The 20,998-nt window shown below is 72.7% G+C and carries 18 protein-coding genes; 4 read left to right on the top strand and 14 right to left on the bottom strand.

Going from position 1 to position 20,998, the window contains the following annotated elements:
- Positions 1-13 precede the first annotated feature (13 nt).
- Entirely contained in the window at positions 14-1,141 is a 1,128-nt protein-coding gene (locus tag QMO56_RS15375; RefSeq protein ID WP_283527014.1) for a YncE family protein, read from the bottom strand.
- Positions 1,142-1,759: 618 nt separating this feature from the next.
- Between QMO56_RS15375 and QMO56_RS15380 the strand changes: the two genes are divergently transcribed.
- Positions 1,760-2,023, top strand: coding sequence for a hypothetical protein (locus tag QMO56_RS15380; protein WP_283527016.1), 264 nt, complete (start codon positions 1,760-1,762; stop codon positions 2,021-2,023).
- A gap of 52 nt (positions 2,024-2,075) precedes the next feature.
- Here the strand turns inward: QMO56_RS15380 and def are convergent, their stop codons facing one another.
- The 6 genes from def to QMO56_RS15410 form a co-directional block, all read right to left on the bottom strand.
- On the bottom strand, positions 2,076-2,657 hold the full coding sequence (def, locus tag QMO56_RS15385; protein ID WP_283527018.1) for a peptide deformylase: 582 nt from the start codon (positions 2,655-2,657) through the stop codon (positions 2,076-2,078).
- 285 nt (positions 2,658-2,942) lie between these two features.
- Positions 2,943-3,593 carry a 2-dehydro-3-deoxy-6-phosphogalactonate aldolase gene (locus tag QMO56_RS15390; protein WP_283527020.1) on the bottom strand — a complete coding sequence of 217 codons (651 nt, stop codon included), beginning with the start codon at positions 3,591-3,593 and terminating at the stop codon, positions 2,943-2,945.
- The gene (locus tag QMO56_RS15395; protein WP_349362365.1) at positions 3,590-4,576 is read right to left on the bottom strand and encodes a 2-dehydro-3-deoxygalactonokinase; all 987 of its coding nucleotides are present in this window, start codon (positions 4,574-4,576) and stop codon (positions 3,590-3,592) included. The genes QMO56_RS15390 and QMO56_RS15395 overlap by 4 nt, the downstream gene beginning before the upstream one ends.
- Complete coding sequence (locus QMO56_RS15400; RefSeq protein ID WP_283527024.1) at positions 4,573-5,394, bottom strand: IclR family transcriptional regulator; 822 nt, start codon at positions 5,392-5,394, stop codon at positions 4,573-4,575. Before QMO56_RS15400 ends, QMO56_RS15395 begins: the two co-directional genes overlap by 4 nt.
- Positions 5,395-5,663: 269 nt before the next feature.
- Positions 5,664-6,902: a chromate efflux transporter gene (chrA, locus tag QMO56_RS15405; protein WP_283527026.1), complete on the bottom strand. Its 1,239-nt coding sequence runs from the start codon at positions 6,900-6,902 to the stop codon at positions 5,664-5,666.
- Positions 6,903-7,094: 192 nt separating this feature from the next.
- Positions 7,095-8,414: an MFS transporter gene (locus tag QMO56_RS15410; protein ID WP_283527028.1), complete on the bottom strand. Its 1,320-nt coding sequence runs from the start codon at positions 8,412-8,414 to the stop codon at positions 7,095-7,097.
- A 235-nt stretch (positions 8,415-8,649) separates the two neighbouring features.
- Between QMO56_RS15410 and QMO56_RS15415 the strand changes: the two genes are divergently transcribed.
- Positions 8,650-9,096, top strand: coding sequence for a helix-turn-helix transcriptional regulator (locus tag QMO56_RS15415; RefSeq protein WP_283527030.1), 447 nt, complete (start codon positions 8,650-8,652; stop codon positions 9,094-9,096).
- An 18-nt stretch (positions 9,097-9,114) separates the two neighbouring features.
- Here the strand turns inward: QMO56_RS15415 and QMO56_RS15420 are convergent, their stop codons facing one another.
- Positions 9,115-9,924, bottom strand: coding sequence for a helix-turn-helix transcriptional regulator (locus tag QMO56_RS15420; protein WP_283527031.1), 810 nt, complete (start codon positions 9,922-9,924; stop codon positions 9,115-9,117).
- A 90-nt stretch (positions 9,925-10,014) separates the two neighbouring features.
- Here QMO56_RS15420 and QMO56_RS15425 point away from each other — a divergent pair, with 90 nt between their 5' ends.
- Positions 10,015-10,779: a class I SAM-dependent methyltransferase gene (locus tag QMO56_RS15425; protein WP_283527032.1), complete on the top strand. Its 765-nt coding sequence runs from the start codon at positions 10,015-10,017 to the stop codon at positions 10,777-10,779.
- A gap of 422 nt (positions 10,780-11,201) precedes the next feature.
- On the top strand, positions 11,202-12,824 hold the full coding sequence (gene groL, locus QMO56_RS15430; RefSeq protein WP_283527034.1) for a chaperonin GroEL: 1,623 nt from the start codon (positions 11,202-11,204) through the stop codon (positions 12,822-12,824).
- A gap of 51 nt (positions 12,825-12,875) precedes the next feature.
- Here the strand turns inward: groL and QMO56_RS15435 are convergent, their stop codons facing one another.
- The 6 genes from QMO56_RS15435 to QMO56_RS15460 all read right to left on the bottom strand — a co-directional run bounded on the left by QMO56_RS15435 (position 12,876) and on the right by QMO56_RS15460 (position 20,700).
- Positions 12,876-13,508, bottom strand: coding sequence for a YeeE/YedE thiosulfate transporter family protein (locus tag QMO56_RS15435; protein WP_283527036.1), 633 nt, complete (start codon positions 13,506-13,508; stop codon positions 12,876-12,878).
- Positions 13,509-13,520: 12 nt separating this feature from the next.
- Entirely contained in the window at positions 13,521-14,036 is a 516-nt protein-coding gene (locus QMO56_RS15440; protein WP_283527038.1) for a YeeE/YedE thiosulfate transporter family protein, read from the bottom strand.
- A gap of 86 nt (positions 14,037-14,122) precedes the next feature.
- The gene (gene mgtA / locus QMO56_RS15445) at positions 14,123-16,699 is read right to left on the bottom strand and encodes a magnesium-translocating P-type ATPase (protein WP_283527040.1); all 2,577 of its coding nucleotides are present in this window, start codon (positions 16,697-16,699) and stop codon (positions 14,123-14,125) included.
- Between the two features lie 57 nt (positions 16,700-16,756).
- A complete protein-coding gene (locus QMO56_RS15450; RefSeq protein ID WP_283527042.1) occupies positions 16,757-17,410 on the bottom strand; it encodes a BON domain-containing protein in 654 nt (217 codons plus the stop codon).
- Positions 17,411-17,558: 148 nt separating this feature from the next.
- A complete protein-coding gene (locus tag QMO56_RS15455) occupies positions 17,559-19,973 on the bottom strand; it encodes a recombinase (protein WP_283527044.1) in 2,415 nt (804 codons plus the stop codon).
- A gap of 31 nt (positions 19,974-20,004) precedes the next feature.
- Complete coding sequence (locus QMO56_RS15460; protein ID WP_283527046.1) at positions 20,005-20,700, bottom strand: phosphoribosyltransferase; 696 nt, start codon at positions 20,698-20,700, stop codon at positions 20,005-20,007.
- Positions 20,701-20,998 lie beyond the last annotated feature (298 nt).

Below are 20,998 nucleotides of genomic sequence, written 5' to 3' on the forward strand. Positions count from 1 at the left end.
CGCCCCGGCTGCCTCAGGCGCGGATGATGCTGACGGTGTCGCCGTCCGGATCATCCACCGGCGGGGCGCCGCGGCCGCCGCTCTGGGCCTTGTTGGTGACGTAGGCCAGACCGCTGCGGGGATCGAAGGCAACGGTGTTGGGATGCGTGCCCGTCTCCAGCGAGGCCAGGAGGCTCATCTCGCGGCTGTCGAACAGATTGACGGTGCCGGAGCGGCGGCAGGCCACGTAGAGCAGCCCGTTGGCCGGATTGAGCCCGATGCCCAGCGGCCCCTCGCCGGTTGGCAGGCTCTTCACCACCGCGCCCTTCGCGGCGTCCAGCACCGCGACCGCGTTGCTCTTCTGGTTGGCGACGAAGAGGCGCTGGCCCGCCGCATCGAAGGCGAGGTTGATCGGGCCCTCGCCCCCCGAGGGAAAGCGGCGGACGACACGGTTGTCGGCCAGGCTGATCTCGACGACCTCGTTGGAGGTCAGCGAGGTCGCGAAAAGACGGTTGCCGCCCCTGTCCAGCGCCAGGCCGGTGATGCCGCTCTCCGCCAGCCCCTCGGTGATGGTGCCGGCCAGGGTGTTCGTGGCGCCGTCGATGATCCAGACCGCGCTGGGCTTGCCGCGCGCGCCGAAATTGCTGGCGTAGACGCGGTTGGCGGCCTCATCCACCAGCACCTGCCGGGGATGCCCGCCTTCCCCCGGGGAGACGGTGGCCACCACCTTGCCCGCCTTCAGGTCGATGGCGGAAACGGTGCCGGAGCGCGTGTTGGACGTGTAGACCAGGCCCGTGGCGTCATTGAGCCCCAGGCCGAAGGCCGGCTCGTCGCCGAGGTCGATCTGGCTCCGCACGTCCAGGCTCTGCGGGTCCAGCCCGAGGATGCGGGCCGCGCTGCCGCCGCGCGGGCCGGTGGCGGCGACATGCACCAGGCCGGTGGTGCGGCTGACCACCAGCTCGTAGAGGCCGGGATAGACCTTGGCGGTGCGCAGCACGGCCGGGGCCGCGCCGGTGCCGGCCGTCGCCGCGGCAGCCGGCCGTGTGGCGAGGCCGGAGCTCCGCCCCGCCACCAGGGCGGCGGCGAGGAGGCCGAGGGCGCGGCGGCGCGGCAGTCCGGCGCCAGGGTGTGAGCCGTTCGGCCCGGTCGGGTAACCTTCCATGGGGAGCTCCTCGCGGGGATGAAAAGGGAGGTGGCGTGATGGCGGAGGGCGCTGCGCGCGCGGCGGGCTCAAGCGCGAAACCTGCCGCGCGGGGATGCGCGGCCGCGGGCGGCGCCTCCGGGGAAGGGGCGGCGACGAGCCACCATCCTCCGCGCCTCTCGTCGGAGCAGATGCGGGGGCAGGATCGGCGGAGAAATCATGGCGCTATCATCTGCGAATGCAAATCGCTCGCAAACAATCTGGCCATGCCCGCCCGAGTTGTCAATCCTCCGGGGCGGCGGGTCGCGGCGCTGCCTCCAACACCTTGGACTGCCGCGAATCCTGGCTCCCCGACCCCCTCGGGCGTGGCCTGCAACCGGGCGGCCCACCCTGTTCCGCAGAGGGTGCAGTTGGTTCAAAGACATGGCGGCATCGTCCACGGGCCTATCCACAGCCCTATCCCCGAAAGCTGGGGATAAGATCGCACCCCCCTGTTTCCCTTCCGTTCCGCGTTGAGGGCACCAAAGCCGGGAGGGCGCCAGGGATTAATCCCCGTAATCCTCCGCAATCCCCGCTTTGCCTTGGTGGCGCGGCGCGGAGCGCGGCGACACACTCACCCCCGGATCAGGAGGGTGCGAGATGGGCGACTACCAAACGGGCATCCGGATCACGCTCCAGGGCGTGGACGATGCCGCGGTCGAGATGGCGGCCGATGAGTTGAAGCAGCGGCTGGGCGCGCGATTCGCCGTCACGGCGCGGCGGCGGCGGCCGGGCCGGTCCGGGCTCACCATCACGGGGACGATGCTGATGGCCTCCGCCGCCAATGTGGACGCGGCGGCGTCGGACCTGCTCGACCGGCTCTATGCCGGCCGTGCGCGGGAAGGCGACCGGGCGAGCCGGTGAATCCCGGCCTCCGCCCGGCCTGTCTGGGCCAGGCGCTCCGCCGCCACGGTTCTCAGCCGGCGGGCCGCGATGCGCCGGGCTGCAGCGGGGCCGTCCCGTAGAGGCCGGCCTCCTGGTTGCGGGCGATCTCCTCGTTGAAGCCCATCAGCCGGAAGTCCTCCATGCGGGTGGGGTAGAGAATCCCGTCCAGGTGGTCATTCTCATGCTGCACGACGCCGGCATGGAAGCCGCTGACCTCGGCGGTGATCCTGCGTCCGTCGCAGTCCACGCCGCTGTAGCGCAGCCGCTTGTAGCGCGGCACGGCGGCGCGCAGGCCGGGAATCGAGAGGCAGCCTTCCCAGCGCAGGTGCTTCTCCTCGCCGATCGGCTCGATCACCGGGTTGATCAGCACGGTGTTGCCCACGGGCGTGTCGTCCGGCGCGCCGCTGGCGCGGGCCGGCAGCACCCGGAAGACGAAGAGCCGCAGTGGCACATGCACCTGCGGCGCGGCGAGGCCGGCGCCCGGCGCGTCCTCCATCGTCTCGAACATGTCCTGCACCAGGCGCCGGATCTCCGGCGCGCCGGGGTCCTCGACAGGCTGGCACGTCTCCAGCAGCACGGGGTGGCCCATGCGGGCGATCTTCAGAATGGCCATGGCAGGATCTCGCGTCGGAAGGCGGGGCGCGCTGTGCAGCGCGGGGCGGCGCATGATCGGCCGGGCCGCCGCAGGCGGCAAGGGGAGGGGCGGCGGCTTGAGTATCGTGTCGCCACGAAAAGGGCGGCGGAACGCCGAGGCCCGCCGCCCTGTCGCGCTTCAGGCCGGGGACCGGGGCGAAGCGCGCCACCACTGGCGGAGAATCGGCAGCATCAGGGTGAGCGCCGCCACCAGCAGCAGCACGAGGGTGATCAGCCGCGTCCAGAGGACGTCGCCCGGGATGGCTCAGGCCGGGCGCAGCGCCCGCCAGGCCTCGGTGAAGCGCCGCGCGCTGGCCGCGACGTCAGCCGCGGCCATGCCCGGCTTGAACAGTGCCGAACCGAGCCCGAAGCCGGCCGCGCCGGCCTCCAGGAAGGGCGCCATGGTGGCGGGCGTGATGCCGCCCACCGGCAGCAGCCGCGTGCCCTTGGGCAGCACCGCGCGCATCGCCTTCACCACCGGCGGGCCGACCATCTCGGCGGGGAAGACCTTCAGCGCCGCAGCGCCCGCGGCCAGCGCGGCGAAGGCTTCGGTCGGGGTGGCGATGCCGGGGGTGCAGAGCAGGCCAGCCTGCGCCGCCGCCGCGATCACCACCGTGTCGGCATGCGGCATCACCACCAGCTCGGCGCCGAGATCGGCCAGCCGGCCGACATCCGCCGCCTGCAGCACCGTGCCGGCGCCGACCAGCGCATCCGGCGGCAGCAGGCGCCGGATGGCCGCGATGCTGTCGAAGGGCTGCGGCGAGTTCAGCGGCACCTCGATCAGGCGGAAGCCGGCCTCGTAGAGGGTGGTGGCGATCGGCTCCGCCTCCTCCGGCCGCAGCCCCCGCAGGATGGCGACCAGCGGCAGTTGCGCGAAGGCGGCGTCGAGCCGGCCCTGCAGCGGGGCGGGGGTCATGGCAGCGTCTCCTGCTTGCCGGGGGCCGGGGGCGCGACCAGCCCGGCGGCGACGGCGAAATGGAACAGTCCGGCCGGGGCCGTGTTGCCGAGTTGCACGGCGGGCGGCGTGCCGAAACGCCGCAGCACCTCGCCGTAGCGGTGGCAGAGCGCATCCTCGCCGATCAGTGCCAGCGGCATGCCGCGGAGGTCGGCGCGCCGGGTGCCGGAGGCGACCTCGTGCCCGATCAGCAGGGCGGAGAGGAAGTCCTTCAGCGCCGCGCCGGGCATCTCGCCGGTCAGCCCCAGGCTGCGGGCGGCGAAGATGTGACGCGCCAGGTCGCCCGGCAGGCTTTCGCGCGCCATCGCCACGCCGCGCGCGAAGGCGGCCTCGGCCACCTCCGGCCCGGCCGCCTCATCGGTCATCAGCCGCCCCAGCAGGGAGTGGCGGCAGAGCACGGCGAACAGCTCGCCGGTCATGTAGGTGGCGAAGCGGGTGATCTGCCCATCCTCCACCTCGACCCATTTGGAATGGGTGCCGGGCATCACCAGCAGGCTGCGCGCGGCCAGGTCAGGACGGGCGAGCAGCGCGCCGGCCACCTGGATCTCCTCGCCGCGCATCACGTCCGGCGCGGTGCCCGGGGCACGGCAGACCAGGCCGGGGGCGATCAGGATGCGCGCGCCGCGCGCCGTACCCACCTCGACCGCGCCCGCCGCCAGCCGCCGGGCATCGGCCGGGCAGTCGGCATAGGCGGCCTCGCGCCAGCCCTGGGCACTCCCCACCATGCCGCCGGCCACCACCGGCAGGCCGGGGAAGCGGTCCAGCCAGCCGCCGCAGAGTGTGGCGAAGGCGGCCTCGAAGCCGGGGGCGCCGGGTTCGGGCAGGTTGACGATGCCATGCCCGCTGCCGCGCTGCTCCAGCACGGTGCCAGCGTCATCCATCAGGAAACCACGCAGGCTGGAGGTGCCCCAGTCCAGCGCGATCAGGGCCGGGGTGCCGCTCATTCCGTCCATCCCAGTTCGCGGGCAACGGCATCGGCCGTGGCGCGCACCAGCGGCGCCACCTCCTCCAGCCGCTCCTCGGGCATGAAGGGCGCGGCGCTCGCCACGCTGATGGCGGCGGCAACGCGGCCGCCACGGTCATGCACCGGCGCGCCGGCGCAGCGGATCCCCACTTCGTTCTCCTCCAGGTCGAACACCACGCCGCGCGCGCGATAGGCGCGCATCCGCTCCGCATAGGGCTCCCAGGGCAGGGCGGGCGGGCGATCGCGGCTGCGGGCATTCAGCGCCAGGGCGCTCTCGTGCAGCTCGCGCCAGCGCGGCTCCGGCAGGCCGAGCATCAGCGCCTTGCCGATGCCCGTGGTGGCGAGCGGCATGCGCTGGCCGACGCGGGAGCGCATCTCGAAACCCCGCGTGCCGGAGATCTTCAGCAGATAGACCACCTCGGCGCCGTCCATGACGCCGAGATGGACGGTGTCCCCGGTCTGGCGGGAGAGGGCCTCGCAATGCGGCTGCGCCATGGCGACGAGCGGCCGCTGCTCCAATGCGCGGTGGCCGAGATAGATCGGCATCGGGCCGAGCAGGTAGCCCTTGTGCGGCAGGTGATGCAGGTACTTGGCGGCGACCAGGCTGCTGAGGATGCGGTGCGTCGTGCTGCGCGGCGTGCCGAGCCGCTCGGCGATGCCCTGGACATCCTGCGTGCCGGCGGCGACGCATTCCAGCACCTTCAGGCCCCGCAGCAAGGTCTGCGTGCCAGCGGCGGAGGACACGGCGGCGCCGGTTCCGGCCGGATCGTCCTGCGCGCTCCGGGCTTTGGCTGACATGGTTCCCCGCTCATGACCCTGGTTGGCGCGCATCCTGTGCAGCCTCCGGTCTTGTGTCAAATACAGGAGTATTGTCCCACATAATGGGATTTATCAGCCGCAATGAGCCCCTCCGCGCTGCCGCGGCCGGGCTTTCGGCGGGAGGGGCAAAGCGAGCCGGGTCGGGATGGGAAAGCCTCGGGAGGGGGAGGCGGTGCGGCCGAGGGAAGGACTGAAGCGGGGCGGGAGGCCTGGAAGGCTTCTCCTGCCCCCCTGCGGCGCTGCCGCGCTCAGAAGCTCGCGGCGAGGGCGCCTGCCGCCGCCGTGAGGACCACCACCAGCCAGGCCGGCAGCTTCCACAGCACCAGCGCCGCGAAGGCGGCGAGCGCCACGGCGAAGTCGGCCGGCGCATGGACGGTCGAGATCCAGATCGGGTCGAACAGCGCGGCGAGCAGGATGCCGACCACCGCCGCGTTGACGCCCCGCAGCATGGCCTGCGCCTTCGGTCGCTTCCGGAAGCTGTCCCAGAAGGGCAGCATGCCGTAGATCAGCAGCAGGCCGGGCAGGAAGATGCCCAGCAGCGCGATGGCCGCCCCGAGCGCCCCGTTCGGCCAGAGCCCCTGCGCCGCCCCCAGGAAGGCCGCGAAGGTGAAGAGCGGCCCCGGCACCGCCTGCGCCACCCCGTAGCCCGCGAGAAAGGCATCGGCCGGGATCCAGCCGGTCGGCACGAAGGCGCGTTCCAGCAGCGGCAGGACCACATGCCCGCCGCCGAACACCAGCGCGCCGGCGCGATAGCTGGCCCCGGCCAGCGCCAGGGCATGCGAGCCGCTCGCCGCCACGAGCGGCCCGAGCCCGAGCAGCAGCATGGCGAACAGCACCAGCGCGGCGAGGCCCGCGCCCGGCGCGACACGGAAGCCGAGCGTCGCGTCCTGCGCCAGGGCGCCGCCGCGGCAGAAGACGAGACCGGCGGCGGCCCCGGCCAGGATCGCCGCGACCTGGGTGAGGGCAGAGGGCAGCAGCAGGAGGGCAAGCGTCGCCAGCACGGCGATGGTGGCGCGCGTCCGGTCCGGGCAGAGGCTCCCCGCCATCCCCCAGACCGCCTGCGCCACCACCGCGACCGCCACCAGCTTGAGGCCATGGACGATCCCCGCGCCCACGCCCGTGGCGGCGAGTTCCACACCATAGGCCGCCAGCAGCATCACGATGGCCGAGGGGAGGGTGAAGCCGAGCCAGGCCGCCAGCCCGCCCGGCAGCCCGCCGCGCAGCACGCCGATGGCGAAGCCCGTCTGGCTGCTGGCCGGACCCGGCATGAACTGCGCCAGCGCGACCAAGTCGGCATAGGCGGCTTCACTCATCCAGCGGCGCCGCGTGACGAACTCGCCGCGAAGATAGCCAAGATGCGCCACCGGCCCGCCGAAGGAGGTCAGCCCCAGGCGCAGGAAGATCAGCAGGATGCGGAAAAAGCCTTCGGGCGGCGGCGCGGTTTCGGCGGCGCTCCCGGCCGGTGCGCTGGTCTCGTTCGCCTTCATCCTGTTCCTGTCGGCTCCCTGGTCATGGGTGCAGCCGGTCTCCGGAGACTGTGCAGGAGGCGCCCGATGGGGCGCCCGGGCTGCCGCGCGGCTCGCCGGCCCAAACCGTTCCGCGAAACCCGACCAGCCCCTGTTCCGAGGGCGCCGTGATGAAAGGCGGACCTCCCGGGAGCAGGGGCGCGGAGGGCGGCTTCAGGGCGACGGCGCGACCGGCGCGCCGCGCCGCGCCCGGCGGCGGGAGGCATAGCCGCCGGACAGCGCCATCACCACGGTGATGACCATGAAGACCACCGAGGCGCCGAACACCCAGCGCGGCGCGCCATGGTCCAGGATCCAGCCGAACAGCACCGGCCCGGCCACCCCGCCGATGTTGAACCCGGTGGAGACGATGCCGAAGACCCGCCCCGCCATGCCCGGCGGCGAGGCGGCCCGCACCATCATGTCGCGCGAGGGGGTGATCGCGCCGGAGAGGAAGCCGGCGACGCCCATCGTCAGGATCAGCACGGCATTCGGCATGTCGAACAGGGCAACCAGCAGGACCAGGGCGGCCGTCATCCCGAAGGCCAGGCCAGTGACCTCGCCATGCCGCCGCGTCCGGTCCGCCACGAAGCCGCCGGCCAGCACGCCGAAGGCGCTGGCCGCCAGGAAGGCCGTCAGCGCCGCGTTGGCGGTGGCCAGTTCGAGGCCGTAGCCGCTGACGAAGGCAGCCACCGCGAAGTTCTGGATGCCGCCGTTGGAGAGGCTGAGCAGCACGTAGAAGGCCGTGAGCGACAGGATGGCGGGGCTGAGCACCGAGAGTGCCGTCGCGGCGCCCGCCGGCTGCTTTCCTGGGCGGGGGAGCGGCACGGGGCCGGCCTGCTTCGGCGCCGCGCTCCGGTCCAGCAGGAGGGGAAGGGCGGCCAGCGGCCCCAGCGCGCCGGCCAGGACCAGCGCCGGCGCCAGCCCCGCGGTGGCCGCCACGCCCAGCATGACGGCCGGCGCGATGGCGCCGCCCAGGAAGCCGGCGAAGGTATGGACCGAAAAGGCCCGGCCGATGCGCGACTCGTCGATGCCGGCCGAGAGCAGGGCATAGTCCGCGGGGTGATAGACGCTGTTGGCCAGGCCGGCCAAGGCGGCGGCCACCAGCAGCCAGGCATAGGTCCCGGCGAAGCTGAGCGAGATGAAGGCCAGCCCGCCCAGGCAGAGCCCCGCCATCAGCACGCGCCGATGCCCGACCCGGTCCGCCAGGAAGCCCATCGGCGCCTGGGTCACGGCCGAGACGATGTTGAAGACCGTCAGGGCCAGGCCGAGCTCGACGAAGCCGACGCCCATCCGCTCCCGCAGCAGGGGAAACAGCGGCGGCAGGACGAGAATGTGGAAATGGCTGACGAGATGCGCGAGGGAGACCAGGGTGAGCAGCCGGATCTCGTGGCCCGTCCAGCGCCGCTGCCGGCCGGGGGCTTCCCCGCTGGCGGCCACGCCCGGTCCTGACCTTGCCTGCAGGACGGAACTGCCCCCTCGTGGCACCGGCATGGATGATCTCCTCCCAATCAACCGGAGCATGCATGTGGGATGACGCCGCCGATGTCGAGACGAAGCCGGCGCAGGCCAGACCTGCCGGGCCGCGCCTCCCGCGTGGCAACCCCTGGCAGGGCCGCCGGCTTCCTCTGGCATCCGGTCCTCTGGCATCTGGACAGTGTCCGCGGTGGTGCCCTCATCCTGGGGCGAAGCGCGGCTCGCGCGCCGGAAGCAGAGGGAGGGTTCCCCATTGCCCAATCCTGACATGGAGGCCTTTCTCGAACGCGTGGAGAGCCGGCTGGAGCGGGTCGGGCTGACCGCCGAGGAGGCCTGCCGGCGCGCGGGCCTGCCGCCCGACCATCTCGACCGGGTCCGCGAGGGCAAGGCGCTGATGCCGCGCGGCCAGCCGCTCATCAAGCTCGCCGAGGTGCTGGCGACCTCCATCTCCTATCTCGTCGGGCTCGATCCGGACACGCCGCCCCCGAGCGAACTGCTGGAGGAGGCGCAGGGTTCGCTCGGCCTGCTGGCGGGAGACGAGGAAGGGCTGCTGCGGGCCTATCGCCGGCTCGACTTCTCGCACAAGGCGGCGCTGCTGACGGTCGCGCGGAAGATGGCCGGGCCTGAGCCGGAAGCCGGGGAGCTTCCTGCCCGGCAGCAGGCCGGGAGCGCGGCCCGCACGCGGAAGGGGAAGGGCTGAGGTGTCCGCCGCGCCGCCTCAGGTCCCTGCCGGCAGCAGCATGACCAGCTTGTAGCCGGGCTGGGCCGCCGGCAGCAGCGTGACCTGCTCGTAGCGCAGCAGGCCGTCCTCCGGATGGCTGAACATGCGCTCGCCGCCTTCGCGCGCCAGCACGGCATGGTTGTTCCAGAACCGTGCGAAGGGCGTGCTGCTCCGCAGCAGATCGCCGACCAGGGTGCGCATGCCCGTGTCCTCGGGGTCATGTGCCGTGTCGGCCCGGAATTCGGCGAGCAGCCGCTGGGCGCGGTTCTCCCAGTCGCAGATGAAGTCGCGCGCCGTGGGGTCGAGGAAGACGTAGCGCAGCAGGCAGGTCTCGCCGCTGCCCAGCCAGGGGGAGAAGAGGCGGCCCGCCGCACCGTTCCAGCCGCGCGCGTGCCACAACCGGTCCAGCAGATAGGCCGGTGCCGCGCTGGCCCGCAGCGCCGCCACCAGCTCGGGCGGAGGGGAGGCCGGGGCGCTCCCGGCCATGGGGGGCGCCGGGTCCCGCCGTCGCGCCAGCTCGAAGAGATAGGCGCGCTCCGCCGGGGTCAGCCGCAGCGCCTCCGCCAGGCGGGCCAGGGCCTCGGCGGAGAGGGCGATGTCCCGGCCCTGCTCCAGCCAGGTGTACCAGGTGGTGCTGATGCCGCAGAGCTGCGCCACCTCCTCGCGCCGCAGTCCCGGCGTGCGCCGGCGGCGCGGGGAATGCCCGGGCGGCGTCATGGGCAGCCCGGCAGCCTGGGGCGCCAGGGACTCCCGGTGCCTGCGGAGGAAGGCGCCGAGCAGGCGCCGCTGGTCGGCCGGCAGCAGCATGGTGGAAGCGGATATACCGGGATAAGCTGCCAACTTATACCGGCCTGAAAAAGGCGGGAGGCTGCCGTCTCCAGCAGGAGGAAGCCGGCCATGAACACCGCCCAGCATCGCTTCGCCGCCGAGCAGTACGGCGCCCGCGCGCGGGACTATGTCACCAGCGCGGTGCACAGCAGCGGCGGCGACCTGGACCAGATCGAGGCCGCGCTGCGCGGCCGGGGCGAGGCGCGGGTGCTCGACCTGGGCTGCGGCGGCGGGCATGTCAGCTATCGCGCCGCGCCGCATGTCGCGCAGGTCGTCGCCTGCGACGTCACACCGGGCATGCTGGAGGCCGTGGCCGCCACCGCGGCCGAACGCGGCCTCTCCAACATCGTCACCCAGCAGGCGCCGGCGGAGCGGCTGCCCTTCGCGGACGCGGCCTTCGACGTGGTGCTCTGCCGCTTCACCACGCACCACTGGCAGGACATGGAGGCGGGCCTGCGCGAGACGCGGCGCGTGCTGAAGCCCGGCCAGGGCGCCCTGTTCGTCGACACCGTGGCCCCCGCCAGCCCGGTGCTGGACAGTCATCTCCAGGCCGTCGAGCTGCTGCGCGACGCCTCCCATGTCCGGAACTACGCCGTCGCGGAATGGGTGGGCGCCCTGTCACGCGCCGGCTTCGCCCTGGAGGGCATCACGCTCCGCCGCCTGCGCATGGAATTCCCGAGCTGGACGGCCCGCACGCGCACCCCGCCTGCCCATGCCGAGGCGATCCGCTCCCTGCTGAGGGGCGCTCCCCCCAGCGTCCAGGAGCACTTCGCCATCGGCGCGGATGGCAGCTTCGACATCGAGGCGGCGACCTTTACCCTGCGGGCGGCCTAGGGCAGACCATCGTTCCGATGGCATCATCGGAACGGGATCGGCTCTAGCGGGCGCCTTCCCGGCCCCGCAGGCTTTCGCTGCGCAGCGCGCGACGGTCTCCAGCCTGATCCCGGTTTGCGCGAGCGGGATCAGCCTGCAGGCGAGGAAGGGAAAGGTGCGGCGGCAAGGGGGCGTGGCTCCGCCACAGCCGGATGAAGCCCCAACGGCTCAACGGCTCAATGGCCCGGGGCCGCCGCGCCCGGACAGCACGGCTCCCCCTGGCGGACCCTGGAACACGCCTGTGTGATCCTGGCGCGCTGATGCAAATCAGCGCGGCCTGCGCCTGCTCCGGCGGTACTGGCGACGCAGGCAGGGCGCACTGCGCGTCACCGCCTGACGGGGCTGCCAGTGACGGGCCTGGCGAAGGCGGTGGAGATCTGACGATGGCGCACAAGAACGTGGTTTTCCGGTCCGCCGCACGGGAGAAGATCCTGCGCGGCGCGACACAGCTGGCGGATGCGGTCCGCGTCACCCTCGGGCCGAAGTCGAAATCCGTGCTCATCCAGCGGAAATGGGGTTCGCCGCTGGTCTGCAACGACGGCGTGACCATCGCCAAGGAGTTCGACCTCAGCGACGCCGAGGAGAATCTCGGCGCGCAGATGCTGCGGCAGGCGGCGGAGAAGACCGGCGACCTGGTCGGCGACGGCACCAGCACCGCCACCGTGCTCGCCCATGCCATTCTGGCCGAGGGCATGCGCAACGTCGTCGCCGGCGCCAGCGCCATCGACCTGAAGCGCGGGCTCGATCGCGGCACGCGAGCGGTGACGGCGGCGCTGCAGGACCTGTCGCGGCCGGTGCGGACGCGGGCGGAGCGGGCGCAGGTCGCCACCATCTCCTCCCACAACGACACCGCCATCGGTGAGCTGGTCGCCGACGCCATGGAGCGGATCGGCGCGGAAGGCGTCATCAGCGTCGAGGAATCCAAGACGACCGAGACGGTGCTCGAAGTGGTCGAGGGCATGCAGTTCGACCGCGGCTTCGTCTCGCCCTACTTCGTCACCGATGCGGAGAAGATGGAGGCGGTGCTGGAGGATGCGCTGATCCTGATCACCGATCGCAAGGTCTCGGTGGTCAAGGATCTCGTTCCCCTGCTGGAGCAGATGGTGAAGTCCGCCCGGCCCTTGCTGGTGGTGGCCGAGGAGGTGGAGGGCGAGGCCCTCGCCACGCTGATCCTGAACCATCTGCGCGGCACGTTGCGCTGCTGCGCGGTGAAGGCGCCGGGCTTCGGCGACCGGCGCAAGGCCATGCTGCAGGATCTCGCGGTGCTCACCGGCGGCGAGGTGATCTCCGAGGATCTCGGCACCAAGCTCGAGACGGTGACGCCGGAGCAGCTTGGCCGCGCACAGCGCGTCGTCGTCGGCAAGGAGGACACGACCATCGTCGGCGGTGCCGGAGAGCGGCCGCCGATCGAGGCGCGGCTGGAGCAGATCCGGCGCGAGGTCGAGCATGCCACCAGCGACTATGACAAGGAGAAGCTGCAGGAGCGCCTGGCGAAGCTGTCGGGCGGGGTGGCGGTGATTCGCGTCGGCGCGCCCTCGGAAGCGGAGATGAAGGCGAAGAAGGACGCGCTGGAGGACGCCATCAGCGCCACCAAGGCGGCGGTCGCGGAGGGCATCGTGCCCGGCGGCGGCCTCGCGCTGCTGCGTTGCACCGAGGCCGTGGCGCGCGAGGAGACGGCCGCCGAGGGCGACGAGCGGACAGGCCTGCAGATCCTGCGCCGTGCCCTGGAGGCGCCGGCGCGGCAGATCGCGGAGAACTCCGCCGTGGATGGCGGCGTCGCCGTCGCGCGGATGTTGGAAAGCACCGGCAATATCGGGCTGGATGCAGCCCGCAAGACCTATGTGGACCTTGTGGAGGCGGGAATCGTCGATCCCACCAAGGTGGTGCGCGTCGCGCTGGAGAACGCGGTTTCCGTCGCCAGCGTGCTGCTGCTGACGGAGGCGACGATGACCGAGATCCCCGAGGAGCCGAGGCCGCGGGGCGCCGAGCCGGAACTCACCATGTAGCCGGACAGGTCGAGTGGGATGCCCACCGGGGCATCCCACGGGCCTGCGGGATCATTCCGCGGGCATGGGCCGGGTGGCGGGCGGGGCGGCGGGCGGGGCGGAAGGCGTCTCGGGCGGCAGGCCATCCGCCGCCTCGCCAAGTTCCGCACGCCAGGGGCGCCAGCGCTCCATGCCGAGCAGCACCAGGAAGAGCAGCGCGGCGACCGCCAGCCCCAGCGGCCAGAAGGGCACGCCCAGTACGGCATCGAGCGTCAGCTTGCCCTGGCCGGCGGCCGCGATCCAGGGCGCCAGCGACGGCTCGGCATAGGTGAAGGCGAGGGCGCCGAGCAGGCCGCCGAGCAGCGTGAACCAGGCGTCGCGATAGCCCGCGCCGATCTGCGCCATCACCGTGCCGGGGCAGGCGCCCGCCAGCGCGATGCCGGCACCGAGCAGCAGGCCGCCGAGGGCATCCGCCAGAGGCAGCGTCGCCTTCGGCGCGAGCTGGGCGAGGCCGAAGCCGGTAAGTGCCGAGAGCACCACCAGCCCCATCGCCACGCCGGAGAGGAAGACGCGGAGCATCAGGAAGTTCCTGAGCTGAAACTGCCCGAGGATGACCCCGGGCTCGAAGACCCGGCTCTTCTCCAGCAGGAACCCGAAGACGATTCCCATGGCGAGGCCGAGCAGCACGGCTGTGAGCACCGTCATGACATCGTCTCCTCAGCGGACCGGCCGGAACAGCATCGCCGTGGCGATGCCGCCGGCGAACATGGCCGCGACCGCGATCATCGAGCCGATGGCCAGCTGGGCGAGGCCGGAAAGACCGTGGCCGGAGGTGCAGCCATCGGCGATCCGCGCGCCGAGCAGCATCACGAAGCCGCCGGCGAAGGCCATGCCGAAGCGGCCGGCGGCGCCGAGCCGTGCCGCGCGGTGCCAGACCGGCGCGATCCCGTGGCGGCGCATGCCGGAGAGCGTTGCGGAGATCAGGGCGCCGACGGCGATGCCGGCCACCAGCGCCACCTGCCACCATGCCTTGGCGCCCTCGATATGCGCGGCGGCGTAGCGCAGGCCGCGGAGGCCCGGATCGGCGAAGGCCGCCAGCGAGGCGGCCACCGAGACATAGGAGGATGAGGTGCCCAGTGCCGTGCCCAGAAGCAGGAAGGCAGGGATCTGCAGCAGCCCGATCAGTCCGCCGGCCAGGTAGGGCGACCAGGCCTTGTTCGCCAGATCGACCATGTTCGGGTCTCCCCTGACTGTTCAGCCGGCCGGATTGCCGGCGCGGCAATTCTTTCGCGGCCGTGGCGAGGATGCGCTGATCTGCGTCACGCCCCGTAACCGGGGCTTCCATGAAGAAGGGAGCGGCGGGCGCCACCATGCGGCCGCGCCGTCGCCAGCCGCTTGAGGCCTTCCGCCGCGGCGAGGTAGGCCGTGGAAAGGGCGAGAAGCGCGAGCAGCACCGGCCAGGACAGCGCCGTGAAGCCGATGGGCCCGCCCAGCGGCGACAGCGCCAGCACCAGGGCAACCGCCAGCGCGCCAAGCGAAGTCGTAACCAGCGCCGGGTGCGGCCGCGCCGCTTTCCAGAAGGGCGCCTCCACGCGGATCAGGAAGATCACCAGGATCTGCGTGACCATGGATTCCACGAACCAGGCGGTGCGGAACTCCTCCGGCGAGGCATGGAAGCCGAGCAGCAGGATCGCGAAGGTCGCCAGGTCGAAGACCGAGGAGAGCGGCCCCATGACCAGAGTGTAGCGGCGGACCGCTCCCATGTCCCAGCCATGCGGCTGCGCCACGGCGTGCCGGTCCACCGCGTCGAAGGGAATGCCGGTTTCGCTCAAGTCGTAGAGCAGGTTGTTCAACAGCACCTGCACGGGCGTCAGCGGCAGGAAGGGGATGAACAGCGAGGCGAGCGCGGTGGAGAGCATGTTGCCAAAGTTCGACGAGGTGCCCATCCGCACGTATTTCATGATGTTCGCATAGGTGCGACGGCCCTCCGCCACGCCGTCGGCGATCACGCCGAGATCGGGCGCGAGCAGGATCAGGTCAGCCGCGGCGCGCGCCACATCCGTCGCGCCCTCGACCGACAGCCCGGCATCCGCCGCGCGGATCGCCGGCGCATCGTTGATCCCGTCCCCAAGAAAGCCGACGACATGACCACGCGCCTGGAGCGCGCGGATGATCCGCGTCTTCTGGTCCGGGGAGAGGCGGGCGAAAAGGTCGGTGCGCTGCACGCGCGCCGCCAGCGCGGAATCGCTCAGCCGCGCGATCTCCTCGCCGGTGAGCAGGCCGCTCGCGGGCAGGCCGAGCGTATCCACGAGGTGCCGCAGCGCCGGCGCAGCGTCGCCGGATACGATCTTCACCCGCACGCCCGCGCTGCGCAGCCGGGCGATGGCGAGGGCGGCATCGGCTTTCGGCGGATCGGCGAAGATGCAGAAGCCGGTGAAGACCAGATCGTGCTCATCCGCCGCCGTTGGCGCGCTGCGGCCGGCCTCCACCTCGCGCCAGGCGACGCCCAGGCAGCGCAGGCCGCTCGCGGCTTTCTCCTCGTGCAGCGCCCGCAGCCGCGCCTGGCCTTCCTCGGAGAGGGGCGCGACGCCCCCGTCGGCGGACTCGATGAAGCGCACACGGGACAGGATTCCCTCCGGCGCGCCCTTGACGATGAGGAAGCGCCGGCCCGCGCGCTCCGCCAGCACGGAGACGCGGCGGCGCTCGAAGTCGAAGGGCACGTCGGCGATGCGCGTCCAGCCCTCCGCCGCGGCCCCGGCGGCCCGGGCGAGGATGGCGTCGTCGAGCGGGCTTCTCACGCCGCTCTCGAAGCGGCTGTTCACCGCCGCCAGTTCCAGGACGCGCGCCATCTCCTCGCCCGTGGCGCCGGGGTGGCCAACCAGCGTGATCCGCGCCTCCGTCAGCGTGCCCGTCTTGTCCGTGCAGAGGACATCCATCGCACCGAGATCGTGGATGACGGCCAGCCGCTTCACCACCACCTGCCGCGCAGCCATGCGCAGGGCCCCGCGCGAAAGGGTGACGGTGGTGACCATCGGCAGAAGTTCGGGCGCCAGCCCCACCGCGAGGGCCACGGCGAAGAGGAAGGCGTCCAGGGCAGGGCGGCCGGAGGCAAGCTGCGCCAGCAGCACAATGAGCAGGAGGAACACGGTCAGCCGCAGGATCAGCGCGCCGAGCCTGTGCAGGCCGCGCTCGAAGGCATTCGGCGGCTCGTCCGAGCGCAGCGCGGCCGCGATGCCGCCGAAACGGGTGCCGGCGCCGGTCGCGACGACCAGCATGGTCGCCTCGCCGCTGATCAGCGCCGTGCCGCCGAACAGCGCGTCATAGGCCTCGGCCAGGCTGCCGGCGCCACTCGGCCCGGGCCGCTTCTCCACGGGGTAGGGCTCGCCGGTCAGCAGCGCCTGGTTCGCATGCGCGCCGCGACTCGCCAGCACGATCCCGTCGGCGGGCACCAGGCCCCCCGCCCGCAACTCGACCACGTCGCCGGGGACGATCTCCTCTGCCGCCACCGGCACCGCCACTCCGTCGCGCCGGACGATGCAGCGAACGGCAACGGAACGCTTCAGCGCCTCTGCCGCCGTCTCCGCCCGGTGTTCCTGAAACACGTCGAGCAGGTTGGAGGCGGCCAGCACCAGCAGGATCAGCGCGAAGCTGACCCAGTCGCCGGTCGCGCCGGAGACGGCGGCGGCGATCACCAGGATGGCGACCAGCGGCTCCGCGAGGCGTCGCCCGAGCTTGGCCAGGATACGCCGCCGCGGCGCCTCCGTGGCGAGGTTGCGGCCATGGACCGCGAGGCGCCGCGCCGCCTCGGCCGTGCTCAGCCCCTCCGGCGAGGAGACCAGGGCGGCCAGGGCATCCTGGCGCGCAACCGACCAGAAGCGCTCCGGAAAGGCGGCCAACCCTTCCGTTGCGCTGCGCCCGCCGGCCGGTTTGCCAGTCCCCCGCCTGTGCACCGGTCAGCCGATGCTGATGCGGTCCTCGACCTCGCGCACGCCCGGTGCCGCCCAGGCGGCCCGCTCGGCGGCCTGGCGCTCGCGCGGGCTGCGAACATGACCGCCGAGCACCACCCGCCCATCCGCCACGCTGACCGTCAGGCGCCCGGCCTCCAGCTCGGCGTCGCGCCGGAGGGCCTCCTCGATCCGCTGCCGGATGTCGGCCGGCTGCGCCTTCGCCTGCACGCGGATCAGGTTGACCACGCCGACGACGCCACCCAGCTTCTGCACCGCCCGCTCGGCGGCGGTGCGCTGGAACTGCCATTCCACCTCGCCCGTCAGCGTCACCAGGCCGTCCTCCACCTTCACCCGCACGGCATCCCGCGGCACCACCGCATCCCAGCCGAGGATCTGCACCGCGCGGCCGGCGATCTCGTCATCACCGGTCTTCCTCTCGTAGGGCAGGCGTACCTGGATCTCCTGCGCAACCGCCCTCACGCCACGGACGCGGCCGACGGCCTGCTCGGCCGCAAGCTTCTCGGAGTAGCTCGACACATGTCCGCTGAGCGTCACGACGCCGTCGCGCACGGCGACGCCGATATGCGCCGCCTCGACGCTCGGCTCCCATGCCAGCTCGTCGAGCACGCGCTGCTGCAGGTCGCGATCCGCACTGTTCATGGCCTGGTTCTCCTTCTCGCGGCCCGGCCGAAAGCCGGGCAGGGCAATCCTGCTCCTGCCCGGCTCACCCGCACTGATGCGGATCAGGCTGCCGCTTCACGGCCCCTCCCGCGCCGGCGCGGAGCATGGGCCGGGCGCCGTGGAAGGCTCAGGGAGGGCAGGCGCCGGCCGCGCATTGCAGCCGTGCCAGTTCGATCGCCTCATGCAGGCCGGGCTCGCGGATGCCGGCGAGAATCGTGGCGAAGCGCGCCGCGTCCACCTCCTCCTCCGGCAGGTACTCGTGCCCGAGCATGTCATCCGCGCGCAGCGGCAGCAGCGCGCAGGCGCGCACCCCCGGCTGGTTCTCCAGAAGGAGCGCCGAGAAGGCCCCAAGGCTGCAGCGGTCCGCACGGAACTTGAGGGTATAGCTCACCTGGTTGCCGCGCGCCGCGCCGATCCAGTGCCGCTCCAGCAGCCGCAGCCAGGCATATTGCTCCGCCGGCGCGGCATCCTCCGCGGTGACGAGCCGCTCGCCCAGCCCGAGGCGGAGGATCAGCGGCAGGGTCGGGAAGCCAACCACGCTCATGCCGGGGAAGCTCCGCAGCGCGCGCACGGGATAGCCGCGCGCCTCGTAGGCGTGCAGCAGCGGGTCGCTGTCGGCTGGCCACCTGCCGTCGGCGCCGCGCTGCCCGCGGAACTGCACCCAGCGCAGATGCTGCCGCCGGGCGGGGAGATGCGCGCCTTCCGTGAGGCCGAACAGCTTGGCGGTGGTGCCGGCCGGCTTGACCGTGGTGACCGTCAGGGGAGGCGCACGGCCCAGGGCCGCGGCATAGGCCAGCGCCTCCGCCTTGGCGAGAGCGGAGAGCCGCGCCAGCATCGCCCAGAAGGGTGCGCCATGGCCGCCCTCGTCCAGCAGGTCGCGGAAGCCGAGGCCGAAGCGCAGCCAGGCCCATTCATGCAGCCCGGTCGGGCCGATGCCGATGCGGTTGGTGCGCCGGAGCTCCTGGCCGTAGAGGGCATCCATTCCGTTCACCCGCAGCAGGAAGCGCACGCCGAGCCGCACGGCATCCTCCACCCGCGCATCCCAGGCGCGGGCGATCTCGGCTGAAGCGGCACCGGGCGCCACCTGCTCCAGCGGCACCGGGCAGGCCAGCACGGGCGCGAAGTCGGCCACCACGCAGTAGCCGCCCGCCACATGCAGCACCACCTCGCCGCAGGGATTGGTCGTGGCCGGAAAGCGCGCCTGCGCGGCGCGGCGCGAGAGCGTCCCGAGCAGGGCGGCCGCGGCATCCGCCCGGTAGCGCCGGCTGCGGATGTCGCTGCCATCCGTGCAGACCGGCCTTCGCCAGGCGCTGCCGGTGCGATGGTCCTCCAGGAGGTCGCCGTTGATGAAGCCGGGCTCGCCGCTTCGCCAGGCGCTCGCCGCGGCCGCCTCGAACAGGCGCAGCGCATGGCCGGTGCAGGGATCGCCGAGATCCGCGCCGGCGCGCCCGCGCGCCACCCGCGCCCAGAACTCGCGATCCACCATGAGGGCGTGATTGGCGGTCCAGAGGTCGTTCTGCTCCGCCTTCAGCCGCACGAAGCGAAGGCTTCCCGGATCGCGCCAGCTCTTGGTCGCCATGCGGGCGGCGCGCCGGGCGCCGCCGCTCTGCACTTCCAGCGCAAGGATGTGGTCCACCAGCAGCGCCTGCTCCCAGGGCTGCAGCGCCTCGCCGGCCCGGTCGCGCGCGCGGGCGGGCGCGATCACCCGCTCCCGCAGGCGGGTCAGGGCCCGCAGCAGCGAAAGCGGGCCGGGAGCGGGGCGTCCCTGCATGCCGCGAATGGGCGTGCCGCGCGGGCGGATGGCGGACAGGTCGAGCAGCAGCGCTCGATGCCGCGCGCGGGCGAAGGTCATGCCCTCCAGGATCTCGATCGCCTTCGCCCAGCCTTCGCGGCTGTCGGCGACGCGATGGCGCAGCGCGTCCACCGGGGCGGCGCGCGGATCTGCCAGCAGGGCGCGCTCAAGGAAAGCGCGGGCTGCCCGCCCGGCATCGGCGGCTCCGCCGCTTTGTGGAACGAGCCCGAAGTCGAGGGCGAAGCGCAGCAGCCCGCCGGGATCGCGCGGATGGTCGGGATGCGCGGGATCGAGGTGGAGGAGGATGTCCGGCGCCTCGGCCCAGTCCAGCGCCACCAGCTCATCGTCATAGGAGCGGCCGACGCCGCTGCCGTTCAGCAGCAGATAGAACTTGGCGAAGGCGGTGATGGCCGTGGCGCAGTTGGTGAAGACCTCGATGTTGCGCTCCGCCTGCATGGCATCGCCATGCTGCAGGTGCCGGCCGGAGGTCAGCAGCGCGCCCGTGGCGATGGCGTTGCGCAGGCGGGCCCGTTCGGCCTCGCTCGCGGCGTTCCGTGACGGGGGCCCCGCCAGGGAAAGGTTTCCGAGGGCGACGCGGTCCGCCACGCGCCCCCAGTCCTCGCCGTCCGTGGCCCGGAAAATGGTGCGGCGGGCGATGGCCAGCCCCATGCCGCGATCGAGGGTGCGCGGCGGCAGAGGCGCCTCGCCGAAGGCCTCGCCGGGAGGATCGGCAAGGACACCGTGGCGCATGGAAGCACTCCCGGCCTGCCAGGCTGCTCCGTCAGCCCGGCGGCGCGCCGCCGCCTTCGCGGGTGAGGCGCTTCGCGGCGGCGTCGAGCGTGCGGATCACCTCCTCGTCGGCGAGCTGATGGAAATCCTCGTAGAAGCCGCCGACGCCGTGAAAGAGAGAAGCCTCGCGCAGGCAGACCACCGTGTCGGCCTCCGCGCGAAGGGCGGCGAGGGTATCGGGCGAGGCCACGGGCACGGCGAGGATGATCTGCGCGGGATCGCGCCGCCGCAGCGCATGCAGCGCCGCCCGCGCCGTCGCGCCCGTGGCGAGCCCGTCATCCACCACCACCGCGCTGCAGCCCTGCGGGTCTGGCCGGGGGCGGCCAGCGAGGTAGAGCTGCCGTCGCCGCTCGATCTCCGCCATTTCCCGCGCCTGCGCCGCCGCGATGAAGGCCTCGTCGGCGCCTGTCACGGCGATGATGTCCGGGTTGAGCACCGCTTCCGGCGCCTCGCCCTCCGCCACCGCGCCGAGCGCCAGCTCGGGCTGGAATGGAGCGCCGATCTTGCGCACCAGGATGAGGTCGAGCGGCGCGGCGAGGGCGGCGGCGATTTCGGCGGCGACCGGCACCCCGCCGCGTGGCAGGGCATAGATGACCGGCCGTGGCAGGTGCAGCGCGGCCAGGCGCCGGGCCAAGCTTCGCCCGGCCTCGGCGCGGTCGGTGAAGCGGAGGGCTTCAGTTTCGAACATGCGCCGCCTCCCTGGGAACCGGGCGCTGCCGGTCCTCGCCGCTGGTGAGGGGCAGGGCAGATGCGGCCACCGCCCCGGCATGTTCGGGGACCTCCAGCATGCCCCCGGTCCTGCGCGCCGGATCATGGCCTGCGCGGCCAGGCCCCTCAAGCGGAATGATGCGGTCATCCTGGCCTCCGCCCTAGGCGGTGGTGACGATTTCCTGATCTGAGGGATTCCGCTGCTGAGCGGGGCGTGATTCAAGGCTGGCTTTTGGAGGCTGGCCTGGATGAGCGCGGACCCGGATGCGTTGCGCGAT

It is taken from the genome of Roseomonas sp. E05, from assembly GCF_030063475.1.
Taxonomy (GTDB): Bacteria; Pseudomonadota; Alphaproteobacteria; order Acetobacterales; family Acetobacteraceae; genus Pseudoroseomonas.

What these genes read in the sequence shown, in the direction of transcription:
- QMO56_RS15375 (WP_283527014.1), bottom strand. Translation starts at nt 1,141, where the DNA reads ATGGAAGGTTACCCGACCGGGCCGAACGGCTCACACCCTGGCGCCGGA.
- QMO56_RS15380 (WP_283527016.1), top strand. Translation starts at nt 1,760, where the DNA reads ATGGGCGACTACCAAACGGGCATCCGGATCACGCTCCAGGGCGTGGAC.
- def (WP_283527018.1), bottom strand. Translation starts at nt 2,657, where the DNA reads ATGGCCATTCTGAAGATCGCCCGCATGGGCCACCCCGTGCTGCTGGAG.
- QMO56_RS15390 (WP_283527020.1), bottom strand. Translation starts at nt 3,593, where the DNA reads ATGACCCCCGCCCCGCTGCAGGGCCGGCTCGACGCCGCCTTCGCGCAA.
- QMO56_RS15395 (WP_349362365.1), bottom strand. Translation starts at nt 4,576, where the DNA reads ATGAGCGGCACCCCGGCCCTGATCGCGCTGGACTGGGGCACCTCCAGC.
- QMO56_RS15400 (WP_283527024.1), bottom strand. Translation starts at nt 5,394, where the DNA reads ATGTCAGCCAAAGCCCGGAGCGCGCAGGACGATCCGGCCGGAACCGGC.
- chrA (WP_283527026.1), bottom strand. Translation starts at nt 6,902, where the DNA reads ATGAAGGCGAACGAGACCAGCGCACCGGCCGGGAGCGCCGCCGAAACC.
- QMO56_RS15410 (WP_283527028.1), bottom strand. Translation starts at nt 8,414, where the DNA reads ATGCCGGTGCCACGAGGGGGCAGTTCCGTCCTGCAGGCAAGGTCAGGA.
- QMO56_RS15420 (WP_283527031.1), bottom strand. Translation starts at nt 9,924, where the DNA reads ATGCTGCTGCCGGCCGACCAGCGGCGCCTGCTCGGCGCCTTCCTCCGC.
- QMO56_RS15425 (WP_283527032.1), top strand. Translation starts at nt 10,015, where the DNA reads ATGAACACCGCCCAGCATCGCTTCGCCGCCGAGCAGTACGGCGCCCGC.
- groL (WP_283527034.1), top strand. Translation starts at nt 11,202, where the DNA reads ATGGCGCACAAGAACGTGGTTTTCCGGTCCGCCGCACGGGAGAAGATC.
- QMO56_RS15435 (WP_283527036.1), bottom strand. Translation starts at nt 13,508, where the DNA reads ATGACGGTGCTCACAGCCGTGCTGCTCGGCCTCGCCATGGGAATCGTC.
- QMO56_RS15440 (WP_283527038.1), bottom strand. Translation starts at nt 14,036, where the DNA reads ATGGTCGATCTGGCGAACAAGGCCTGGTCGCCCTACCTGGCCGGCGGA.
- QMO56_RS15450 (WP_283527042.1), bottom strand. Translation starts at nt 17,410, where the DNA reads ATGAACAGTGCGGATCGCGACCTGCAGCAGCGCGTGCTCGACGAGCTG.
- QMO56_RS15455 (WP_283527044.1), bottom strand. Translation starts at nt 19,973, where the DNA reads ATGCGCCACGGTGTCCTTGCCGATCCTCCCGGCGAGGCCTTCGGCGAG.
- QMO56_RS15460 (WP_283527046.1), bottom strand. Translation starts at nt 20,700, where the DNA reads ATGTTCGAAACTGAAGCCCTCCGCTTCACCGACCGCGCCGAGGCCGGG.